Here is a 19,142-nt window from a genome sequence, read left to right on the forward strand (position 1 = left end):
CATGCACCCGCGTTCATCGAAGCGCCAATGCGTGACCTCATTCGGCAGTACATGAGCAAGATACGGCAGCGCCCTCTTGTTGAGGCTATCCTGCACTGTTGCACCGATCTCCGGCGCATTGTTGACGATGACATAGACAACGCCGTAGAGCTTCGCCATGACCGCCAGACGGCGGATATAGTTCTGCAGGTCTGTCCCCGCGCGGTCGGCGTCGTCGAGGAACACCTTGAATTTCGCCGTGTCATTGTACTCGCGCTTGATCTCGTTGCGAAAGATCGGGTCTACCGAGGCGTTGACAATCGGCCCCATATAGTTGAGGTAGTAGGCGAGCTTTTTGCGCTTTGCAAAATTCTCCAGACTCTCGCGCGTGTGACGGATGAGCGCTCCGCCCCGCTTAAACTGCCCGTCCCCATAGTAGGCGTCATGCAGCAGCGTGTAAGTCTCTGCCATTTCGTTGATATCCAAAAGCGTCCCTCCTTAGTAGATATTGCCGCGCATCGCCCGTATGCGTTCGCCCGCCGCAAGTGCCTCCGTCGCATAGCGCACTGCGTCAATCGTATGGTTATCCTTATCCGGATAGGCCGATATAAACTGCCCGTCTTTGTTACGCTCGTATTCGTAGCCGACGAACTCGCGGTAGGTGTTCGGTGCGCGGCGCTTGTCGATGTAGATACGTCTGCGCCCCTGCAGCCAGTGAATCCCGTATGCAACGGAGTCGGGACCCTTGCGTGCCGCCTGCACATTCAGCCCAAGCCCACGCAGCTCCGCGATGCTCTTCGGCTCTGCTGCGTCTGCGGTCAGGTGTTGCCCGTGGAGACGTGGCAGGATTCTCCGCGCTGCCTGTGCATTTGTCAGCCTCTGCTCGTAGATCTCGTCAAAGATGTATAAATCCTCGTGTTTGGCGTCGTAGTGCATGGAGACAAAAGCAAGAGGGTCAACAGCAAACCCAAAATCAAGACCGTGATAGAGGCGGTCAAAGAGTGCCACGTCGGTATCACTCAGCTCCACATCCTCTACATTGTCGAACACACCACCGCCTGTCCCCGTGACCTCGCCGAGATATTCGTGCCGGTACAGCGTCTCATTCTTTTCCCGCAGCCGCTCCGCCTCATGGATGAACTGCGCACCGAGCCACGCGGACGGCACGCCCAGATAGGTGGAGCGGTGCACAATGCGGTCGTCGCGGTCAAACAGTGCCTCCTCGTTGACCCAGTTGTTGCGGCTTTTGGGCGGGTTGTACGAGCAGAACACCCAGTACCGCGCCCCGCCGCGCAGGAGCGACTGCAGGAGGCTGCGGATCTCCTCCATGCCCGTGAATTGGTCAAGCTCCTCAATCCACACAACGCCGACATAACCGAACGGCAGCTTGAGCGACTTGATCTTGCTCTTATCATCCACACCGAGAAACAGGATTTTCTGCCCCGTGCCCCTGTGCTCAAACGACAGCGGACTCACCCGTGCCGCGAACGCATCGGATATGCCCAGCGCATGAATCCCCCACTCCACTTGGTTGTAGACGCTGTTGCGCAGCGTGTTTGCGACCTTGCGCAGAACGACCGCATGGCACGCGGGATTCTGCAAAAGGAGGAGCGGGAGGCACAGCGACGCAAAACTGGACTTCGTGGAGCCGCGCCCTCCCGCAAGCCAATAGTGCGTATAGCGGTGCTCCTGCACATCGTAGAAAATACCGTCAAAGCTCGGTGCAACAAGCTCCGCGACATTGACAATCCGCTCGTTCACTCCGTATCCCTCCGCTCAAATACAAACGTGATCGACTCCGCCCTTTCCTCCCGCCCTGCGTCAACGGCTTTCTCCTTGAGCTTCACTTCGCGCTCATGCAGGCGGATGTCGGCGCTCTCGCCGATGGTATCGAGGAGGATCTTCATCATCTTAGGATCACCGGCACAGGCACTCCGGACGATGCTGCCGAGGATTGCATCGCCAACGGTGAGTGCCTCATCCTTGAGACCCGCAGCGCGCATAATGCCATCTTTGAGATCCGGATGCAGCTCCTTCATCGAGAGCGCGACCGCCTCCTTGAGTGCCGTCCTGAGTGCCTTCTTGCGGCGGCGTGCCTTGCCGCTCTCGATGCCGCCTTTCGTTGTGATCTCTCTTTGTTCGCTCTTTGTCCGTTGGTTTAACGGCTTCAAATTCCGCTCATTCGCCATGCTACACGCTCACCACCTGCCTTTAAAAATTTATATCTCAAAAACGCGAGGCATAAAAAGCCGCAAAAATTTATGTTTCCCACGCATACAAAAAGGGCACTGCCGCAGCTGTGCCCTCCGAGAATCCGCCTCAGCATCCTCTCTTTTCTCAGTTTACATTATACCACAGATCATAGGGGGCTTTCCGGGGCCAATTTTTCAAATTCGCCCAACGCCCTCCCATGCAGTCGTTTAATCCAACGATAGTTATACCGCAAATCAACTGCAATCTCCTCAAGAGACTGCCCCTGCAAATATCGCCGCGTCAGCACATCCCGATACCGCCCGTCAGCAATCCGCTCAATCAGCACCTTTGCTTCCTTGCGCAGCACAATCAGCTTATCCCACTGCGCATTCAGACGCTCCATGTAACCCTCAATCGTTGCAATTGCATCCGAGAGATCGCAGGTCTTGCCCCCTGTGACCTTGTCCGTGTCATACCGGATCGCCTTCAGATGCAGAATGTCGGCTTTTGCCTGTTTGTATTCCTGTTCAATACGTTTCAGTTCACGCTCGGCGTCGCGGACGCGCCAGAGATATTCCTTCGCCGTCATTCAAAGCCTCCTCACAGCGCTGCATTCATGCAGCGAAATTATTCCTTTACGCAGCTCCATCATACGCAATCATCCGCAGGAGACTGACAAGCTGCTGCACATAGCCATCTAAACAATGCTTTTCGGCTTCATACTGCTCCATGCTCAGCCAGCCGCTCGCATTATCTCCTGTAATGATCGGCCGCAGCACATAGCCCCAGCGATAATTCCGTACGAGCTGCGTCCCGCCGCCGCGTATGTAGTAGAGTCGCGCATAGAATTCCTTGTCGATCTCGCGCGCCTTGCTGAGTACGATAATCCAAAGCTCGGAGTCACTCGGCGAGAGATCCGCAAACGGATCCACACTCGCATAGGAGCTCGCTGCCTGCTCCTCAGGGCTCAGCATCGCATAGGCGCGCTGCTCGATACGTTCGACCAGCGACATATATGGACTTGCCTCAGAAGATTTTGGCGGCGCACTCTCTGTTTTTCGTTGCACATGTTCGAAATAGCCCATAAAATCATCTCCAAACTCACAAGGGTTCCCGCGAAAATATAGGGGTTCCCGCGCCGGTTCCCGCGATTTTTGGCATTTGTGGGAACCGCACTTCTCTTAGAGCCACAAGGGTTTAGGGGCAACGGTTCCCACAGTCCCACAAATTTTGAAAAACATATATATACTTTTTTACACCCCCCACCCTTATACCCTATTTATGATTAAGGTAAGGGTGGTTGTAGGGTATATATATATTATGTGGGAACTGTGGGAACTCTCTCTTATATATACCGCAAACCCTTGAAAACACTGAATTTTTGCGGTTCCCACAACGGTTCCCACAGAGTTCCCACAGTTCCCACAAACTCATAGCAGCCCCTCCATAACCTGCGGAATTTGTACGACATGAAGCTTTGTACCGCCGTAGCTGACCCGCTTTGTAAACCTACGCTTATTCTTCTCAGGCGACGAGCAGATTAGCCCCATCTCGGCAAACTCCTTCAAGAACTTGTTGGACGCAAAGCCCGCATCATCGAGCGCAGCACGCAGATACATCGGGTAGACATTGATGCAGTTGTCGCGGACAAAGCCATATTCCGGCGAAAGCCGCGCCCGCTCTCCGAACTCCTCGGAAAACCGCTGCCAATTGCTGACGAGCCACGCCTCCACGAAGTCCCACGCGCGCTGCGTGTCGGAGATCTCGCGTCTGGTCGGCAGCTCGCCCATGACGGATGCAGCCATGTCATAGGCGGCCTGCTGCGCCGCATCCGCCGCCTCATCAAAGAGCCACATACTGACGAGCATATCTGCAATGCAGACCGTCGCCACATTGTCGATATGCGGCTCGAAATGCTCGGGATAGTCCTCTCTGAGGCGTGCGATCAGCGCGGTGCGCGCCGCAAGGATCTCCGCGTATGCCGTCTGCTCCTCCTGTAAGAGGCGCAGCGTGAATGCCCTGCCCGCCGTACCGTGCTGCTCCTCATCCAGCGCATAGACCATCTTTGCCGTCTGCTCCGGTAGCACCGGATAGGCGTTCAGCTCGATCAGGCGCGTCCTGACGCCCTGGATGCTGCTCTCTTTGGAGAGCGGTTCTTCACCCGACGCCATCGCGATCGTGCGCCATGTGGCAGTCTTGCGGATGCCGGACTTGCTCGCGCGCACTTTGCCATGACCGCCCTCCAGCATATAGACGAGGCTTTCAAGCGCCTCCTGCTTATTATTGCCCATCATGACCTGCCGCTCGTTGATGACGAGCGGGAAATCATTGCTGTACTCGGCGACACGCTCAAGGCCGTTTATCGTCCCATAGAACGACTTCATCAGGCGCGTCGGATTGCCCCAGACCGAGAGCGCGAACCGTTGCGCCGCCGTCTTGCCGCCGCCCGATGTGCCCCAGAAATAAATCATAAAGTTGCGGTTACTGCAGATACGGAGCAGTGGCGCCGCAAATGCCGCCGCGAGGACAAAGCGCGCAAACGTATATTTTCGTATCTCCTGCGCCGCTGCCTTCCACTCTGCGAGCGTCCCGCACTCTGTAAACGCTGCGGCAAGCTCCCCGTCATCGTCCAGATCGACGCGGTAGGTACCCGATGATGGGATCACAAACTCACTCAGACCGTACGGTCGCCAGCCGATCTTGGAGACGGCATGAACGAGCGGGATGTGCGGATTGGCAGCCTCGAGTGCCTGCAAATATTTCACAAGGTACTTTGCCGACTCGCTCGAGGTATTCAGCCCGCGATCGGCGAGCGCGATAATGCCGCGCGCAGAAAACGCCTCTGAGCGTTTGCAGACCGTATGCACCCAATGACCGTAATAGCGAAAGGATATTTCTATCTTCTCCGTCTGTGTGTCGATGTTGTACTGCTTCTCGGAGATGATGACGGGCGTTCCTGCAGCGAGCCGCTGCACCTGCCCCATCTCCGTCATGCGCACCTCATAGACGCCGTCCGCGCCGTAGGCAAAGTTGGCGGGTATGGCAAGATCAAGCGGCGTGTCCGGCACGAATGTGCGCGTCGTCACATCACCGAGGCGCTGCCCCGGCGCGAGTGCGCCGCCCTCAAGGACGGACAGCCCCGCTTGCGCCGCCTGTGCACGTTTCACCTCGCGCTGCAGGTCGTTCAGATTGACATTTCCCTTGCACCGCTCCTTGAAGCGTGCATACTCGAGGCCGCTTTCCTGCTTCACGAGTGCAAGCGCGCCGATCGTCTCCTCGTTCAGCGTGTTCTCCGCATTCGGCAGCGCGATCTCGCGAAGCTTTGCGATTGCCTGCGGCACTCTGCCGAGCGACCACGCACAGGGCGACTTGACGCCGGGGCAGTCCGTACAGCCCCGAAATCCCAGCTCTGATTGAATGTGCGCACATGTCTGCGGCGTGCATTCATGCAGATAGTGCGCGAGCTTCTTGCGCGTATCGGCTTCGTTGTACTTTGTCCCAATCCAGTCTCGCACGAGCGGCAGGATGATCTCCTCGCCGCCCACGCCGCGCATGAGGTTCGTACATGCTGCCTTCCAGACAGGCTCGGGGAGGGTTTTATAGTTCTGCTGGAAATGCTGCAGGAACGCGCAGTTCGCGAGCATCAGACGCGCGTCCCCGTCCGTCGGGCGGCGCTCGAACTTCTCCGCACGCTCCGCCCGGCTGATTTCCTGCACCTCGGGCAGCACATCGAAGTCCTCCGCATTATACCGCAGCCCCTCGGAATACTCCGCGATCATGCAGGGTGCGGCTACGCCGCCCTTGCGGTTCAGCGTCCCGGGGACGCGCAGGACGCGGCAGAGATCGGGCACACTGTCCACATGCCAGCCGTGCGCAGCGGCGCGCGTGCGCACAGCCCCCTGCAAGCGCCGCAGCAGATTCTCGGCGGTGCGGCGCTCCGCATCCGTGCGTGTGTCCAGGAGCTCGCGGAAGAGATAGTACGCATGGATCCCGTGCCCGCTGTGCACGACGAGCGACGGATCCATCATCTCCGGCAGGAGCGCCCGCGCCGCCGCATAGTCCGGCGGCAGTGCCTTCGCCACGTGACTCTCGCCCGCGATGTCGATATCCACCCAGAGCGCAGGAATCGCGACGATGTCCGCAGCCTTTGCCCGTTCATGCGCACGGAACAGCCGCTCGGACACGCCGACGGAGAAATACACATCTTTGCCCGCGTCATTTGCCACTTGTGCCGCGCGAGTGAGATTGGCAGCATCCGCACAGCCAAACACCTGCGTACGCTTGTCCGGCATTGTCCAGATGTAGGCGTGCCCCTCTGTCTCCTCCGGATAGAGCGCCTTGAAAAAATCTAGTGCATCGATGACGCCCACCTCGTTTCAAATTGCGCCGTACTCATAGACGCTGCAGTAGCGTGACAGCCTCCTCGGCAGAGCGGGCAATGCCACCGACGGCGCCCGCCTCATGCAGGAATGCGTGCATCTTCTCCTGCGCCTTGCTCGTGCGGCCGCCGGGCTTCTTCACCTCGAGGAAGGCAAACACGGCGAGCTTCCTGCCGACCATCTCGGGCGTCACTGTGACCGTCCGGAATCCGAAGAGATCCGGGAAGCCGATCGGCAGGCCGCTACGGAAGCGCCGCGCGTCCTCGATGACAATGCGGTTCAGCTTGCTTGCGGCAAACGTTCCTGTCCACGCCTCGCCCACATTGGCGCGAAAGAGCGTCGCGGACTGCTCCTTGCCGACGGCAACGCGGATCTCATTTTGAATCTCATGCTCTGATTTCTTCATCTTCTATCCTCTCAGATGCTTCATATCTGCCATGCGCGACACCCAGCGCAGCGAGTAGCCGCGCTGCAGGGCGATCGCCGTGAGGTCTGCGACACTGCGCGCCATGCCGACCTCCTGCCGCTGCTTCTTGCGCCTGATCTCCTCAATCTTCGTGAGCGTCCCGTCCTTTTCCGTATATTTGCGCTCCTCCGATGCCGCTGCTGCCATGAACACATGACCGCAGGGACAGGCGCGCGCTGTGCTTGGCAGAGCCGTATAACAGGCGGGGCATATCTTGATCGCCGTCGTGCGCGGCCTCTTCTTCTTCGTCTCCAGCGACCACGCGTGCGCTTCGTCAGGCAGTCCATGACGGAACACATTGCCCACGTGGTCGATGATGACGGCACGCTTTTCAGGCTGTGCGGGGTCGGGGCGCAGCGGACGCATACTCTGTTGGATGTAGAGTGTCAGTGAAGCCGTCGGCCGCGCAAGGATCACCGCCTCCATTGCAGGCACATCGAAACCCTCCCCGAGAAGCTCCGCATTGCAAAGAATCTGCAGCCGCCCCGCGCGGAACTCCTCCACCGCACGCGCACGTGCCGCGCGGTGCGTCTCCCCGTCGACATGCTCCGCCGGGATCCCCGCCGCACGGAACGATGCCGCTACGTGCTCGCTGTGCGCGCGGTTGATGCAGTAGCAGATCGCACGCTTGCCCGCAGCGAGATTTTGATAGTTCTTCACGATATCGCCGATCACATCGGCGTCGTCTATCTGATTCACGAGGTCGCTCTTGACGTACTCACCGAAACGCACATGCGCCGCAGCAGGGTCGAACTTCGAGGGCGGCGCATAGTAGTCATACGGCGTGAGATTGCCCGCAGCGATGAGCTCCGCCGCCGACGGACCGAGCACCAGCGACTCGAACACCTCGCCGAGTCCCTGCCCGCCGATCCGCTCCGGCGTCGCCGTCACCCCGAGCACGCAGATCGCGCCGAAATGGTCGATGATCTTGCGGTAGCTGTTCGCGACGATGTGATGGCACTCGTCGCAGATCAGGAAGTCGGGCGGCGGCACCTCGCCGAGCCGGTGCACGAGCGTCTGGACAGAGGCGATCTGCACGGGCAAATCGTATTCCTTTGCTGCACCTGCGGCGATCAGACCGTGACGAATGCCCATCTCCGTGAACGTCGCCGAGGTCTGTTCAATAAGTTCCTGCCGATGTACCATAAAAATAGCGCGCCGCCCCGAAAGTGCCGTGCCGCGCGCCATCCATGCCGTTACAATCGTCTTGCCCGCGCCGCAGGGCATGACGGCGCACACACGCCGCCGCCCCGCCCCGAACTCATAACCCACATCATCGACCAGCTGCTCCTGATACGGTCTGAGCCTGATCTCCATAGCGCATCAATAGGGTGCCACCGCGTAGTTTGGTGCGCCCTGCTGCGGAGCAGCATATGCAGCAGGAGGCGGCGCCCATGGTGCAGCGCCCGTCTGCATCGGCGCGGGAATCTGCGGCGCATACCCCGCCGCAGGCTGTACGGGCGGAGCCTGCGGGGGCGGCGCCGTCTGCATCTGCGGAGGCGGTGCTGCCTGCGGGACTCCCTGCTGACGCGCTGCCGATTCTGCCTGCGTATCCACAAAGTCAAAGCCCGTCATCGTCACATTCACGCTGGTATGCGGCTGACCGTCATTGTTGCCGATCCACGCCCGCACGTCGTAGATGTCGCCGTGGATCACAATACGGCTGCCCTTGGTAAAGTACTTGACGATATTGTCGCCCTGCTTGCCGAATGCCGACACATCGATGAAGATACTCTTCGCTTTGCCGTCCTGCCCCTTTGCCTGTACCTGTGTCGCGACCGTGAATGCCGTGTACGTTGTTCCCGTCTGGTTCGTCTTGACCTCGGGAGCCTTCGTCAATCGGCCGAAAAATGATACGTTCATCGTAATTCTCCTCTCTTACCGGAACGGATAACCGTCATCGAACAGTCTGCCCGCGTAGCCCGGCGTCCCATTGCGGGATTCCGTGATGCAGAATTCAATCTGCTCCTGCAGCACCTTCTGATAGAACAGCGGTGTCTGCTCCATATTCATATTCTTCGCCCGCGTGGCGAGATAGTTGTCGAGCCCCTCTGTATTCCAGCCCATGAACTGCCAGAGCCGCACGATCTCATCGCGCGGCGGCTTCGTGATATCGCAACGGAACGCGCGGCCGCTCGGCGATATATTGGACACAGGAGCGGCGGCGGGCGTCTCGACGGGCTCCTTGCCCGTTACCGCCTCTATCTTGTCCGACTCCACAATCTCAAACATCGCGATGTAGAGATAACGCCGGAGATACGTCTGCACTGCCCCGAGGTTCTGCACCGGATGACACGCCTTGAGCTGCGCCGTCGACATTGGCGTCGTAATCTCCACCTTCGCGTCCGGCTTTTCGCAGTCATAGACCGTGAGCGTCGCCACATCCGACGTGAACGAAATGACGGGGAAAATCTTGCATTCCTCACACAGCGCCATAATGCGCGGCAGAAAGTCTCCCAGCTCATAGTAGGTATACCCCGCATACTCGTTCTTCTTCCCCTTCTTCAGACCGTCCTGCGCGAGCTTCACGCGGACGGCCTGGATCTTCTCGAAGATATTCATCGGATCCTGAGGCTCCTCCCCTGCTCGAGATGCGCGCCCGGCACTTCCTCACCTGCCTTCAGCGCCGTCTTGACCGCATCCTTGTCCACCTCGTAGCGCGCAGGTACGAGCGTCAGGTAGCAGATTGGAATCTGCTCTGCGTCCGTCACCTTCAGCGACGGCGGGTTATTCTGAACAGCCATCGTGCCGCGCATCGTCTCCACCTTGGACTTGCCCATCGCGTCAAGGTTCCGCTGATACCACTCCTTGATGGAGCGGATGCGGTTGTCGATGACCCGCTGCCGCTCCGTGAGGCGCTGCGCCTCCGTCTTCATGCCGTCGCGCAGATTCTCGAGGCTGCGGATCAGCCCGATGCCGTTCTCGCATTTGACCGTGATATCCGCCTCGATCGTCTGCAGGCACTCATCGAGTACCGTGAGATCCATCGTCTCGTCAAGTACCAGATCCATGACGCCGTTGAATGCGTCGCCCAAGTCATACAGTGTTCTTGCCATGTCGTCCTCCTTATGCCGGCACAATCGCTTTCAGAATCATGCGGAGTTCGCGGATCAGCTCGATCAGCTGCGGGATCGTCGTTTCGGGACGGTGAATGCGGTCAAGGCACGCATCCGCTGCTTGAAGGTAAGCGTCCTGCTTGTAGTCGTGGATCGGATTCTCATCGTCCTCTTTGCGGTAGGGGCGCAGCACCCGCACCCCGTCGATGGGATTCACATCGATGAAGCCGCGCTGCTTCAGGCGGTGCTTGTACTTGCTCACCTTCGTGCGCTCCTTCCATTCAAGTGCCTCCATCACCTCGTCCGTCGAAGCCTTCGGGTGCTCGATGAAGAAATTGTAGAGCTTCTCGCAATTCGTCATAGTCAAACCTCCCATTCTGTGCTACAATAAGCACGTAGAGTTTTTCGCATCGCTCCGAGCGGCTGCCGCCGTTCGGGGTATTTTTTTTTGCGTGCTTTGGAAACCCCGCACCGAAGCATTGCCATCTCTTCCCGCGTCGCCAGTATCGTCGTGCATCCATCGCACTCGTCCTTGGGACAGGTGAGGCAGCCGTAGCCAGGACGGTTCATACTCGAGTCTCCGTGAAGCCCATCAGCTTCACCATGCGTACCGCCGCTGCGTGCTGCGCCCCCGCTTCCTCTCTCGTATGCGCAGGACTCCATATGCCGGGGTTGTCCTCTGCATATGCCGAGACCACCGTACGCCATCCGCCCGTGTGCGTATTCTTGTACGTGATGACCCCGACGCGCAGTCCGTCACGTTCCAGCACCGTCCGCCGCGTCGCCCTCTGCTCCGTCATCTCTCTCCCTCCTTCACCCAGTACGTCAGCCGCAGCTCATCGCCGGGGTAGATCATCCCGTGGCGCTCCACGAGCCACGGATTGTTTTCCTCCATCCCCGCCTTGTACTCGAGGATGTAACGCCGCGTCCCCGTGTTCTTCGCGCAGTACGTCTCAGCAATCCCCCAGAGCGTATCGCCGCTCTTGACCGTGTACGTCTCCTCGAGGAGGACGACGTTCTTGCCGTCGTCCTCCTGTGCCATCCCCGCGCAGAGGATCGCCGCGCCTGCAAGCGCGCATCCGGCGATGAGCTTCTTTGCGTTCATCATGCGACTGCCTCCTTTCTGGCACTGCGCAGCCCGCGATATGCGGGCATTTTTGCGATGTGATCGTCAAGCCAGGACTCCTTCATCTTGCGTTCGCCGCCCGTCGGGTCGATCGTCCAGATCAGCTCACCGCGTCCCATCTTCGCCGTCACAACGTCGGGCGTGATATCCAGACGTCGCGCGATCTCCTCGCGTCCGATCAGGCGATCCTTTTTCTCAGGAGCGGGCTGCTGCGACACTGCCGCTGTCATTTGCACTGCCGCCAGTTCCTCGCGGACAATGCTGCGGACAATCTCCTTCATCTCATCCCGTAGCGTGTCAAACGGGTTAATACTTACCATTGTGTCACCTCCCCTTCTCACATACTCCGTACCTCACGGACGACTTCGTCCGCCTCTTCACGGCTCTCGAACCAGTCCGTATAGACATCCTCGTAGTCTGTCGAGGAGCAGCGCCCCTCTGGCAGCCCCTTGACATCGACAGCACCAGTTTCGATGAGGGACACATGTCCGCGATCATCGACACGGGTCTTGACGTAGTAACACGTTTTCATGATGTTGCTCCTTTCTCTTGAGCACCGCTTCAAGGTGCTCCGTAATGAGAGGCTGCGCACCGCACCGGACAGCGTGTCATCGGTCAAACTCTATAAAGTGCCTGACAAATGCAAGATTGACCTCTCCGCACTCCTGATTCAAAAATATGGACACGCCTACATCGGTGATCCCCGCATGCCCAGCCTTATAAAGCAGAATGACATCACACCCGCCACATTTCTAACAGGTGCAGAGGAAGCTGCAACGTTTGAGAATCGTGACTTCATACGCCTGCACCAATCCACATTAGGAAAAGTAACGACCTTTGAGAAAATCATTGAACTTGCCGCTCGGAACAAGCTCAAAACCAACACCCGTTGGTACGAGCAGTGCGGGTACACACCGCAGGAGATTTTTGACTTCGCCAAAACGAATTGGATTGCGGCAGGCATTCTCGGGTTGCTGTCAATGATACTTGGGATTTTCCTCGGACGCCTGTCCAACTACCTTCCCTTCTGAAGCTCCTTTGCGGACAATATCCTTATACATCTCTGCGATGCTGTTCATCGTTGCACCGTGATACTGGCGCATATTGTCCAGAATCATATGCAGCGTATGATCGTGCTTCATTGCATCCTTTGTCTGGATTTCACTTGCCAGATACTCAACCTCATTCCGCAGATTGCTGACAGCAAAGCAAAGCTGAATCAGCAGAACAAGGTTGAAGAACAAAAGGACTGCGATAACAAAAAGCTCCATCCTCTCACCTCCTCTCTACGCCGCCCCGCTGGATCGCGAGGGCGATGCGCTCGTCCTCGCTGTCTATCCCAACAATGATTGCTCAACAGCTATATTCATGCTAAAATGCATCAAAGGAGCTGATTTCATGGAGATTTTCTGGTTGTTGCTTATCCCTTTGTACATTCTTGTGGACAGCGCGGTCTCGTTTTATCGCTTGCGCAGCATTTATGCAGATTATTGTGAATGGCTTGGCAGCGCCCCCGCGAACAACATACACTTGAGGCAGAAAAGATCTTTGCTTAGGCAGCTGCTCACCCACGCCAATGTTTCCGACGCTCAAGTCCCTATAGTCGAGCCGATGGAAATGAACCATGTCATGAGCAGTAATGTAAGCGCATTGGACAACTTCCCTGCAAGGCATAGGCGAATCTCCAGTGTTCACATCACACTCATAAATGACGCGCTCGGCGTCTACAAGGAGCGCATGTGGAACTCCTTCAACCCATTATGGTGGGTGAGTGTTCTTGTTTTCTTTCCGAGAAGTCTCTGTGTATACTTGGGTGTTGAAGCAGGCAACCTTGCGGTCAAAATAGTGCAGGTACTGTGGTGGCTTGCTGGTATAGTATTCACAGTATACAAACTCTTTTTTCCTGAGAATCTCAAGCATCTTCTACAGGGGTTATATCATACGTTAATTCCATAACCACAAACACACCCTCTTCTGCCGCCATACGTTCAGAAATGCGTATGGCGGCGTTTTTGGCTTCGACGGGTGTTGCAAAGCTGTTCGCAAGCACTACAATATATCTGCGCTCATGCAGCCTGCTCTCTCGCACAATAAGCGAGCTCTCTGCCGTCAAATCTTCCAATACGGTTCGTTGCTTTGCCTTTGCTTTTCTATGGTATCCAAACCAATTCTTAAGCAAATCCATCCCCTCACCTCCTCTCTGCTGCGCGGATGCCGTGTGCCTCTGCTCACTGCTCATGCCTCGCTGACGTTCTGTGCGCTCCCGAGGTGGAAAACCTCCTCGGGGGCGAGGTAGTTGATAACGCGGCGACCCGTCGCGGGGTCGATCGACTCGGTGAAGTACCTGTAGTCATCGCCGCGATTGGAGAAGAGCACGATGTTCTCGCGCGGCTCGGTGAGCGTGCCCTCCTCATCGTCCATGTGGAGATACTTGATCTCGACCTCCTTCGCGCCGCAGAGCTGCGCGATGCGGCGGATATGCCCCTTGAAGTTCTGCACAGACGTGATCGCATTGACCTCGAGCCAAAAGCGGCTGTTGTCAAACCTTGCAATGCAGGTGTAGGTGTTGCCCCGTGCGGCAACGACGTTGTTCATGTTCCACTTGAGTGCCATGTGTTCTTCTCCTCTCGCGGTTGTTGTTTAACTTCACGCCACTATATTTAGTGTCGTATTGATTAAAAACGCAATATGTAGTATAATCAATACATCGACTAGATACAGGAGGTGAAGCGATATGGCGAAATCGAACAGCGGTAAAGTTACTTCTGCTCGTGCAGCAAGTGCGGCATCCAAAGTTTTGCGTGATGGTCGCACAGGTGCTGCTTCCAAGACTGCTGCAGGCAGTGCTCTTGCACAACGCCCCTCGCGTGGTAAGAAGTAATTGAACGTCGGATTCTGAAACGGTAGGGTGTAAGCAGCGCCCTACCGTTTTCATTCGCTGAAAAAGATTTGCCAGACCTCCTCTTTGGTAATAGGAATGTACCGCATGAGCATGTGTACTTCACTGACGCGAAATGACCTCTTGCGAAGTCGCCGTTGAAAAGCATCCCGTGATATTCCGAGTGCCTTTGCAGCATTCTCATTCGTCAAACCGTGGTACATCATCGTTCGCCGTAAGAGGTCAATGTTAATCTCCATCCACTCACCTCCTCTCTGCTGCGCGGATGTCGTTTGACTACGTGCTCGTAGTTGTTGCTCCCTCCCCGCCGTGGTATACTGGACACGGAAAGGAGGTGATTCGGATGACAAAAGAAGAATTAGCTGCAATTTTTGAATCTGTTCAGACCGAGATGCTTCAAAACGGCTTTGGAGACAAATTGCAGGCCTCTCTTGACGATGTATCTGCAAAATATGGAAACGGAGCCTCTGCAGCAGAACTGATTCCTCTCGCTATCCACGCTACAATGAACTACAACAGAGATTTCATGTTCCGCGTGCTCTGCAAAGCACTCATCACAGATTGAACAATGAAATCAACCCGATCTTCTTTGGTCATCGTACGCCGCCCTTCGATTTCCAGCAGCAGGGCGGCGATTTCTTTTGCCTCGCCTTTGATGATGACCTCCATCCCCTCACCTCCTCTCTATTGCGCGGATGTCGTGTGCCTCTGCGCTCGTGGTTGTTGTTCTACTAAAAGTAGAGTTATGAGGCAAAAAAAATTTCGTCATACGGAACTTTGAGCAGCGCGGACAATTTCTTCGCCTGCCCTATCGTTGCCGTATCCGAATTTTCTTCTAGCTTACGATACGTCTGGACGTGAACACCAAGGCGTTTTGCCACCTGTGCTTGTGACATATTGGCGTTCACACGAGCCGTCTTCAAGCTGAGTTTCATCTCTTGACTTCCCCCTTTCTCCTATATCATGGCTAAAGTATACTCTACTTTTAGTAGGATTACAACCCCTAAAAGTAGATTTTTTTCATTTCGATATTGATTTTTTTCTACCTTTAGTATAGTATGGGCTTAGGGGTGATAAGAATGCCAATAGGCGAAAACATTAAACGGCTACGAACGATGCACGGGTTGTCACAGAAAGAACTTGCAAAAATCGCAGGTGTTTCCGACAAAGCAGTATCAACATGGGAAAGCGGACTGAAAGAGCCGCGCATGGGTGCTGTCCAAAAAATCGCAGATCATTTTGGCTTGAAGAAAAGCAACCTAATAGAAGATAACGGACTAGAGATCAGCATTACCCCTAAGCAGTCCCCCGCCTCCGACGAACTGCCCGACCTCACTCCAAAAGATGAGCGCGAGATCACCCGCATGATGGACGATATGAAGGACAAGCTCATGCAGGAGGAGGGGCTGATGTTTGACGGACACCCCGCAAGCCCCGAGAGCATCCAGTCCATCCTTGACGCCATGCAGATCGGGATGGAGATGGCGAAGAAGCGCAACAAGGCAAAGTACACGCCGAAGAAATACCGTCACGAGGATTAAGCCATGAGTCCAAGGGAATGTGCAATCAAACTCATGCGGCGATGCAACTCAAACGATCCTTTTACCATCGCGCGGGCACTCGATGTGATCCTGATCTACTGCACACTGATCGACCTCAACGGATTTTACCAATACCACAAGCGCAATCATATCATCTATCTCTCTGAGGAACTGGAAGAATACGCAGCGCGCTTCGTCCTCGCCCACGAACTCGGGCACATGCAGATGCACCGCTCCATGAACACAGTTTTTATGGACACAAAGACCTTCAACCCGCACAGCCGCTTCGAACGGCAGGCGAACACCTTCGCTGTTGAGCTTCTTCTCCCTGACGACCTGCTGCGTGAGTACCCCGACTGCTCGATCTATCAGCTCGCTGCGTCATTCGGTGTGCCGAGCGAGTTTGTCGGATTGAAGGGATAAAGCCGCATCCTCAGCAAAGCCGTCGCCTTTCAGAGCGATATAGAGTAGCCGCCTCTACCGCCGCCGCAAAAGGGCATAAAAAACCACTGCCCCCCAGGGTGGTGAGAAAACAGATCACCATGAATTGACATTCTCACATAAAAGAGGTATACTGCTGAGTACAAAAGGTTTGCTAAACAGGCTCATCGGTAGTATGCTCTTCTATGATATGGGAGGAGCAGAATCCATGAGCCTCTTTTATTTTTAGGAGTGACGATATGATAATCAGAACGGCCATTCTTGTTGACGGTGGGTTTTATAGGAAACGAGCACGACATCAATGGGGAGTTAAGACCTCAGAGGAACGTGCAAAGGAATTAACTGCATACTGCATGGCTCACATAAAGAAGAAAGACGGACTCATTTCTCGGTGCTTGTATCGAATCTTTTACTATGACTGTTTGCCAACCAGGCGCAGCGTTTATCATCCTCTGACGAAAGAGAATGTCGATCTGGAAAAATCGGGAACCAGCACATGGACGCAAGCATTTATGGACGAGCTGAAACGTAGACGAAAATACGCACTTCGCCTCGGAGTACTTGCCGAAAAACCAAACTATAATCTACGCCCAGAAGTAACACGCGATTTACTGAACAACAAACGAACACTGGACAGCCTGATAGTAGCTGATTTTGAGTTTCACGCCCGACAAAAAGGCGTAGACATGAAAATCGGTATTGATATCGCATCTCTTGCTTATAAGCATCAGGTTGATCAGATCATCCTTATAGCCGGAGATAGTGATTTCGTTCCTGCCGCGAAGCTCGCAAGACGTGAAGGGATTGACTTTATCCTAGACCCTATGGGCGCAGACATCAAGGCTGACCTTTTCGAGCATATCGACGGATTAGAGACACCGTGGAGACATAGCTCACCAACGCCTCCGCCCCCTGTGAACTCGAGTAAGAACTGCGATACTATTACAGAGAGCGAAATACCGAAGCCTACAGAAAATTTTACATCGCCAATTAAGGCAAGCGTTGACAGTGAAGGGACTCCCCCGGTTAATACCACTTCACTTATAAAATAAAAAACCGCCCACCGTGCTGGTAACACGACGAGCGGTGAAGCAGGTCATCCCCGAAGAGATATGCCCACTCCGTGACAGGACAAAGTATATCACACCTTCGGGGATTATTCCACATAATTTCCGGAGGTGTATTATTATGGCAAAGAAAGCAACAATCCGCACGCGAAAGCGCGGCAAGACGTACTCCTACTCGTTTGATGCGGGCAAGAACCCCGCCACGGGGCGACGCAAGATGGTCGAAAAGGGCGGCTACGAGACAGAGCAGGAGGCATATGATGCAGGTGTTGCCGCCTATGCAGACTGGAAGTCCGGCAACATCGGCATCACAAGCGAGCGGATCCGCCTGAAGGACTACCTCGCTGCGTGGCTTGAAAATGTATCCCGCCCGAACGTCACGCGTGGGACATATGCAGACTATGAGTCCGCGATCCGCGTGCGGATCAACCCCATCCTCGGAGAGATGTATGTGCAGGATATCCGCCCCCGCGATATTGACGCGTGGATAAAGGCACTTGCGGAAAAAGGTCTTTCCAGAAGTTCATTGTCCCTCTCCCGTACCGTCCTCTCCTTTGCGCTGAAATACGCTGTCTATCCTGCTGAGATTATCCCCGTCAATCCATGCACGGGCATCAGCATCCCCCGATCGGCACCGAGGAAGCTCCTCGAGCGGAGCATTATCACGCCGGAGCAGTTCGCCGCGCTGCTGAAAAAGTGCCCGCTGGGGCACAAGTATCATGCCCCTCTGGTGCTCGCGTACCACACGGGCGCGCGGATCGGCGAGGTGCTCGGGCTCACGTGGGACGACATCGATCTCCAAAACGGTACGATCCACATCTGCCGCCAGCTGAACCTCGCAGGGCGCAGGCATCTGATGTATTTCTCTGCGCCCAAGAACAGGACAAGCACGCGCAGGATCTACATTGACAAAGTCCTGATCGCTGAGCTGCGGCAGTGGAAAACGCTACAGTCGCGGAACGAACTGCGTCTGGGGAACGCCTATCAGCTTGTCTACGAGGACACGGACGGCCGCGTACACACCTCGCCGAAAATCGAAGCAAGGCAGATAGACATGCCACGCAGAGCAGTTATCTGTACAGACGCCTTCGGGCTCCCTATCCACTATGCATCTTTTCGCAAGCTCCTGCATCCCCTCGGGCTGAACTCGCACAGCTTCCGGCACACGCATGCAACAAGGCTGATCGAGGCCGGCGCAAACCCGATCGACGTTGCTGCGCGTCTCGGGCATGCTGATGTTGGAATCACGCAGAACCTCTATGCACACGATACAGAGGAAATGCAGCGTGAGACCGCCGCCATCTTCGCCGAATTTGTAGGCAAGTGACTTTGTAGGCAAATTGTAGGCAAACGACCCAGCGGCACGCGCAAAACGCAGTGATTTCAGTGAAATTCGCGGGACTAGGCGGGAAATACAGTATTTTGAAAATACGCTTTTTCCATCTCCTCCACGCAGACAAAAAGAGCACCTTGTTCAGATGCCCTTATCCGCACAAATATAACCTTTATGCCAGTGCCGCAAGCTGCTCACGTGCAATCAATATATCCCGACACCGCTGCTCGTAGATTTGTCGATCAAACTCCACGAGCGTCACAAAACAATCCGCAAATTCCGATGTATCTACACTTTTTACGCCTCGGGCGCGCGGGTAGTCCTTTTCATCCGTGCCCTCCAACATACATCCAATCGCGTCCTGCGCCATCCACATTGCCTGCTCCAGCGTTCTCCCCTCCGTGAAACACCCCTCAATATCAGGAATGGTCACAGTGTAGCCGCCCTCTTCGGCAGTCTCGAACACCGCAGGATAATAATGCTTCATTGCCGCTCACCTCCACCGTTATATCAGACCCGCTTGTTTCAAAATCTTAGGAATCGCTGATAAAATGAAGTCCGTCAGATTGGCGCAGATTTTTTCGTCCGAACTAGGAGGCAAACCGGACGCATAGCAGAGGCTATGTGGAGGATTTGCCGACGAAGTGCGGGCAAAAAAGATG

Annotated in this window: 31 protein-coding genes and 1 pseudogene; 9 read left to right on the forward strand and 23 right to left on the reverse strand. The window is 55.7% G+C overall.

The genetic code is table 11. The features are described from left to right. From AXF19_RS03430 to AXF19_RS03505, 16 genes are all read right to left on the reverse strand, one after another. Nucleotides 1-465, reverse strand: a 465-nt coding sequence (locus AXF19_RS03430; RefSeq protein WP_216634973.1) for a hypothetical protein, incomplete at its 3' end; no start/stop codon positions are given. Nucleotides 466-477: 12 nt separating this feature from the next. Continuing rightward, nucleotides 478-1,740, reverse strand: coding sequence for a PBSX family phage terminase large subunit (locus AXF19_RS03435; protein WP_172837355.1), 1,263 nt, complete (start codon nucleotides 1,738-1,740; stop codon nucleotides 478-480). Next, entirely contained in the window at nucleotides 1,737-2,150 is a 414-nt protein-coding gene (locus tag AXF19_RS03440) for a hypothetical protein (protein ID WP_216634974.1), read from the reverse strand. Before AXF19_RS03440 ends, AXF19_RS03435 begins: the two co-directional genes overlap by 4 nt. A gap of 188 nt (nucleotides 2,151-2,338) precedes the next feature. After that, nucleotides 2,339-2,761 carry a hypothetical protein gene (locus AXF19_RS03445; RefSeq protein WP_066845067.1) on the reverse strand — a complete coding sequence of 141 codons (423 nt, stop codon included), beginning with the start codon at nucleotides 2,759-2,761 and terminating at the stop codon, nucleotides 2,339-2,341. Between the two features lie 46 nt (nucleotides 2,762-2,807). After that, nucleotides 2,808-3,185, reverse strand: coding sequence for a hypothetical protein (locus AXF19_RS03450; protein WP_237141682.1), 378 nt, complete (start codon nucleotides 3,183-3,185; stop codon nucleotides 2,808-2,810). Nucleotides 3,186-3,602: 417 nt separating this feature from the next. Beyond that, nucleotides 3,603-6,542: a DUF927 domain-containing protein gene (locus tag AXF19_RS03455; protein ID WP_066845073.1), complete on the reverse strand. Its 2,940-nt coding sequence runs from the start codon at nucleotides 6,540-6,542 to the stop codon at nucleotides 3,603-3,605. A gap of 22 nt (nucleotides 6,543-6,564) precedes the next feature. After that, complete coding sequence (locus AXF19_RS03460) at nucleotides 6,565-6,957, reverse strand: VRR-NUC domain-containing protein (protein WP_066845076.1); 393 nt, start codon at nucleotides 6,955-6,957, stop codon at nucleotides 6,565-6,567. Between the two features lie 3 nt (nucleotides 6,958-6,960). Then, on the reverse strand, nucleotides 6,961-8,334 hold the full coding sequence (locus AXF19_RS03465) for a DEAD/DEAH box helicase (RefSeq protein ID WP_066845080.1): 1,374 nt from the start codon (nucleotides 8,332-8,334) through the stop codon (nucleotides 6,961-6,963). Nucleotides 8,335-8,340: 6 nt separating this feature from the next. Beyond that, nucleotides 8,341-8,880, reverse strand: coding sequence for a single-stranded DNA-binding protein (locus AXF19_RS03470; RefSeq protein WP_066845082.1), 540 nt, complete (start codon nucleotides 8,878-8,880; stop codon nucleotides 8,341-8,343). Nucleotides 8,881-8,895: 15 nt separating this feature from the next. After that, complete coding sequence (locus AXF19_RS03475; RefSeq protein WP_066845084.1) at nucleotides 8,896-9,579, reverse strand: ERF family protein; 684 nt, start codon at nucleotides 9,577-9,579, stop codon at nucleotides 8,896-8,898. Next, complete coding sequence (locus tag AXF19_RS03480) at nucleotides 9,576-10,073, reverse strand: siphovirus Gp157 family protein (protein WP_066845085.1); 498 nt, start codon at nucleotides 10,071-10,073, stop codon at nucleotides 9,576-9,578. The genes AXF19_RS03475 and AXF19_RS03480 overlap by 4 nt, the downstream gene beginning before the upstream one ends. 10 nt (nucleotides 10,074-10,083) lie before the next feature. Further along, on the reverse strand, nucleotides 10,084-10,434 hold the full coding sequence (locus AXF19_RS03485) for a hypothetical protein (protein ID WP_066845087.1): 351 nt from the start codon (nucleotides 10,432-10,434) through the stop codon (nucleotides 10,084-10,086). 205 nt (nucleotides 10,435-10,639) lie between these two features. Next, a complete protein-coding gene (locus AXF19_RS03490; RefSeq protein WP_066845090.1) occupies nucleotides 10,640-10,873 on the reverse strand; it encodes a hypothetical protein in 234 nt (77 codons plus the stop codon). Then, nucleotides 10,870-11,178 carry a LysM peptidoglycan-binding domain-containing protein gene (locus AXF19_RS03495; protein ID WP_066850014.1) on the reverse strand — a complete coding sequence of 103 codons (309 nt, stop codon included), beginning with the start codon at nucleotides 11,176-11,178 and terminating at the stop codon, nucleotides 10,870-10,872. Before AXF19_RS03495 ends, AXF19_RS03490 begins: the two co-directional genes overlap by 4 nt. Next, nucleotides 11,178-11,519 (reverse strand): hypothetical protein, encoded by a 342-nt coding sequence (locus tag AXF19_RS03500; protein ID WP_066845093.1) that lies wholly within the window; start codon nucleotides 11,517-11,519, stop codon nucleotides 11,178-11,180. Before AXF19_RS03500 ends, AXF19_RS03495 begins: the two co-directional genes overlap by 1 nt. Before the next feature lie 17 nt (nucleotides 11,520-11,536). Next, complete coding sequence (locus AXF19_RS03505; RefSeq protein ID WP_066845096.1) at nucleotides 11,537-11,731, reverse strand: hypothetical protein; 195 nt, start codon at nucleotides 11,729-11,731, stop codon at nucleotides 11,537-11,539. On the opposite strand from AXF19_RS03505, the gene AXF19_RS14220 reads away from it, so the two are divergent. Then, nucleotides 11,730-12,230 carry a hypothetical protein gene (locus tag AXF19_RS14220; protein WP_157092474.1) on the forward strand — a complete coding sequence of 167 codons (501 nt, stop codon included), beginning with the start codon at nucleotides 11,730-11,732 and terminating at the stop codon, nucleotides 12,228-12,230. The two genes, AXF19_RS03505 and AXF19_RS14220, sit on opposite strands and share 2 nt — an antisense overlap. Here the strand turns inward: AXF19_RS14220 and AXF19_RS03510 are convergent. Continuing rightward, nucleotides 12,177-12,470 carry a hypothetical protein gene (locus AXF19_RS03510; protein ID WP_066845099.1) on the reverse strand — a complete coding sequence of 98 codons (294 nt, stop codon included), beginning with the start codon at nucleotides 12,468-12,470 and terminating at the stop codon, nucleotides 12,177-12,179. The genes AXF19_RS14220 and AXF19_RS03510 overlap by 54 nt on opposite strands. A 127-nt stretch (nucleotides 12,471-12,597) precedes the next feature. On the opposite strand from AXF19_RS03510, the gene AXF19_RS03515 reads away from it, so the two are divergent. Continuing rightward, a complete protein-coding gene (locus tag AXF19_RS03515; protein ID WP_066845110.1) occupies nucleotides 12,598-13,155 on the forward strand; it encodes a hypothetical protein in 558 nt (185 codons plus the stop codon). On the opposite strand, the gene AXF19_RS14225 is transcribed toward AXF19_RS03515, so the two are convergent. Continuing rightward, complete coding sequence (locus AXF19_RS14225) at nucleotides 13,112-13,384, reverse strand: hypothetical protein (protein ID WP_157092475.1); 273 nt, start codon at nucleotides 13,382-13,384, stop codon at nucleotides 13,112-13,114. The two genes, AXF19_RS03515 and AXF19_RS14225, sit on opposite strands and share 44 nt — an antisense overlap. A 50-nt stretch (nucleotides 13,385-13,434) precedes the next feature. After that, on the reverse strand, nucleotides 13,435-13,812 hold the full coding sequence (locus tag AXF19_RS03520; protein WP_066845113.1) for a hypothetical protein: 378 nt from the start codon (nucleotides 13,810-13,812) through the stop codon (nucleotides 13,435-13,437). A 121-nt stretch (nucleotides 13,813-13,933) separates the two neighbouring features. Between AXF19_RS03520 and AXF19_RS14530 the strand changes: the two genes are divergently transcribed. After that, nucleotides 13,934-14,080, forward strand: coding sequence for a hypothetical protein (locus AXF19_RS14530; protein ID WP_172837356.1), 147 nt, complete (start codon nucleotides 13,934-13,936; stop codon nucleotides 14,078-14,080). Nucleotides 14,081-14,130: 50 nt separating this feature from the next. On the opposite strand, the gene AXF19_RS03525 is transcribed toward AXF19_RS14530, so the two are convergent. After that, nucleotides 14,131-14,337 carry a hypothetical protein gene (locus tag AXF19_RS03525; RefSeq protein ID WP_066845115.1) on the reverse strand — a complete coding sequence of 69 codons (207 nt, stop codon included), beginning with the start codon at nucleotides 14,335-14,337 and terminating at the stop codon, nucleotides 14,131-14,133. Between the two features lie 104 nt (nucleotides 14,338-14,441). Between AXF19_RS03525 and AXF19_RS14230 the strand changes: the two genes are divergently transcribed. Continuing rightward, complete coding sequence (locus tag AXF19_RS14230; RefSeq protein ID WP_157092476.1) at nucleotides 14,442-14,663, forward strand: hypothetical protein; 222 nt, start codon at nucleotides 14,442-14,444, stop codon at nucleotides 14,661-14,663. Here the strand turns inward: AXF19_RS14230 and AXF19_RS14235 are convergent. Both AXF19_RS14235 and AXF19_RS03530 read right to left on the reverse strand, forming a co-directional pair. Further along, nucleotides 14,609-14,767, reverse strand: a complete 159-nt coding sequence (locus AXF19_RS14235; protein WP_157092477.1) for a hypothetical protein — start codon at nucleotides 14,765-14,767, stop codon at nucleotides 14,609-14,611. The genes AXF19_RS14230 and AXF19_RS14235 overlap by 55 nt on opposite strands. Before the next feature lie 74 nt (nucleotides 14,768-14,841). After that, on the reverse strand, nucleotides 14,842-15,033 hold the full coding sequence (locus tag AXF19_RS03530) for a helix-turn-helix transcriptional regulator (RefSeq protein WP_066845117.1): 192 nt from the start codon (nucleotides 15,031-15,033) through the stop codon (nucleotides 14,842-14,844). A 180-nt stretch (nucleotides 15,034-15,213) separates the two neighbouring features. Between AXF19_RS03530 and AXF19_RS15955 the strand changes: the two are divergent. The 5 genes and pseudogenes from AXF19_RS15955 to AXF19_RS03550 form a co-directional block, all read left to right on the forward strand. Then, a pseudogene (locus AXF19_RS15955) lies at nucleotides 15,214-15,306 on the forward strand (helix-turn-helix domain-containing protein); the annotation flags it as partial. A gap of 36 nt (nucleotides 15,307-15,342) precedes the next feature. Next, nucleotides 15,343-15,639: a hypothetical protein gene (locus AXF19_RS03535; protein WP_237141683.1), complete on the forward strand. Its 297-nt coding sequence runs from the start codon at nucleotides 15,343-15,345 to the stop codon at nucleotides 15,637-15,639. Nucleotides 15,640-15,642: 3 nt separating this feature from the next. Beyond that, nucleotides 15,643-16,062, forward strand: coding sequence for an ImmA/IrrE family metallo-endopeptidase (locus tag AXF19_RS03540; RefSeq protein ID WP_066845123.1), 420 nt, complete (start codon nucleotides 15,643-15,645; stop codon nucleotides 16,060-16,062). Nucleotides 16,063-16,319: 257 nt separating this feature from the next. Next, nucleotides 16,320-17,132 carry an NYN domain-containing protein gene (locus AXF19_RS03545; RefSeq protein ID WP_084784755.1) on the forward strand — a complete coding sequence of 271 codons (813 nt, stop codon included), beginning with the start codon at nucleotides 16,320-16,322 and terminating at the stop codon, nucleotides 17,130-17,132. Nucleotides 17,133-17,268: 136 nt separating this feature from the next. After that, nucleotides 17,269-18,474 carry a site-specific integrase gene (locus AXF19_RS03550; protein WP_066845129.1) on the forward strand — a complete coding sequence of 402 codons (1,206 nt, stop codon included), beginning with the start codon at nucleotides 17,269-17,271 and terminating at the stop codon, nucleotides 18,472-18,474. 178 nt (nucleotides 18,475-18,652) lie between these two features. On the opposite strand, the gene AXF19_RS03555 is transcribed toward AXF19_RS03550, so the two are convergent. Continuing rightward, nucleotides 18,653-18,967, reverse strand: coding sequence for a type II toxin-antitoxin system HicB family antitoxin (locus AXF19_RS03555; protein WP_066845131.1), 315 nt, complete (start codon nucleotides 18,965-18,967; stop codon nucleotides 18,653-18,655). Nucleotides 18,968-19,142: the final 175 nt, after the last annotated feature.

Source organism: Selenomonas sp. oral taxon 126 (assembly GCF_001683335.1).
Classification (GTDB): domain Bacteria; phylum Bacillota; class Negativicutes; order Selenomonadales; family Selenomonadaceae; genus Centipeda.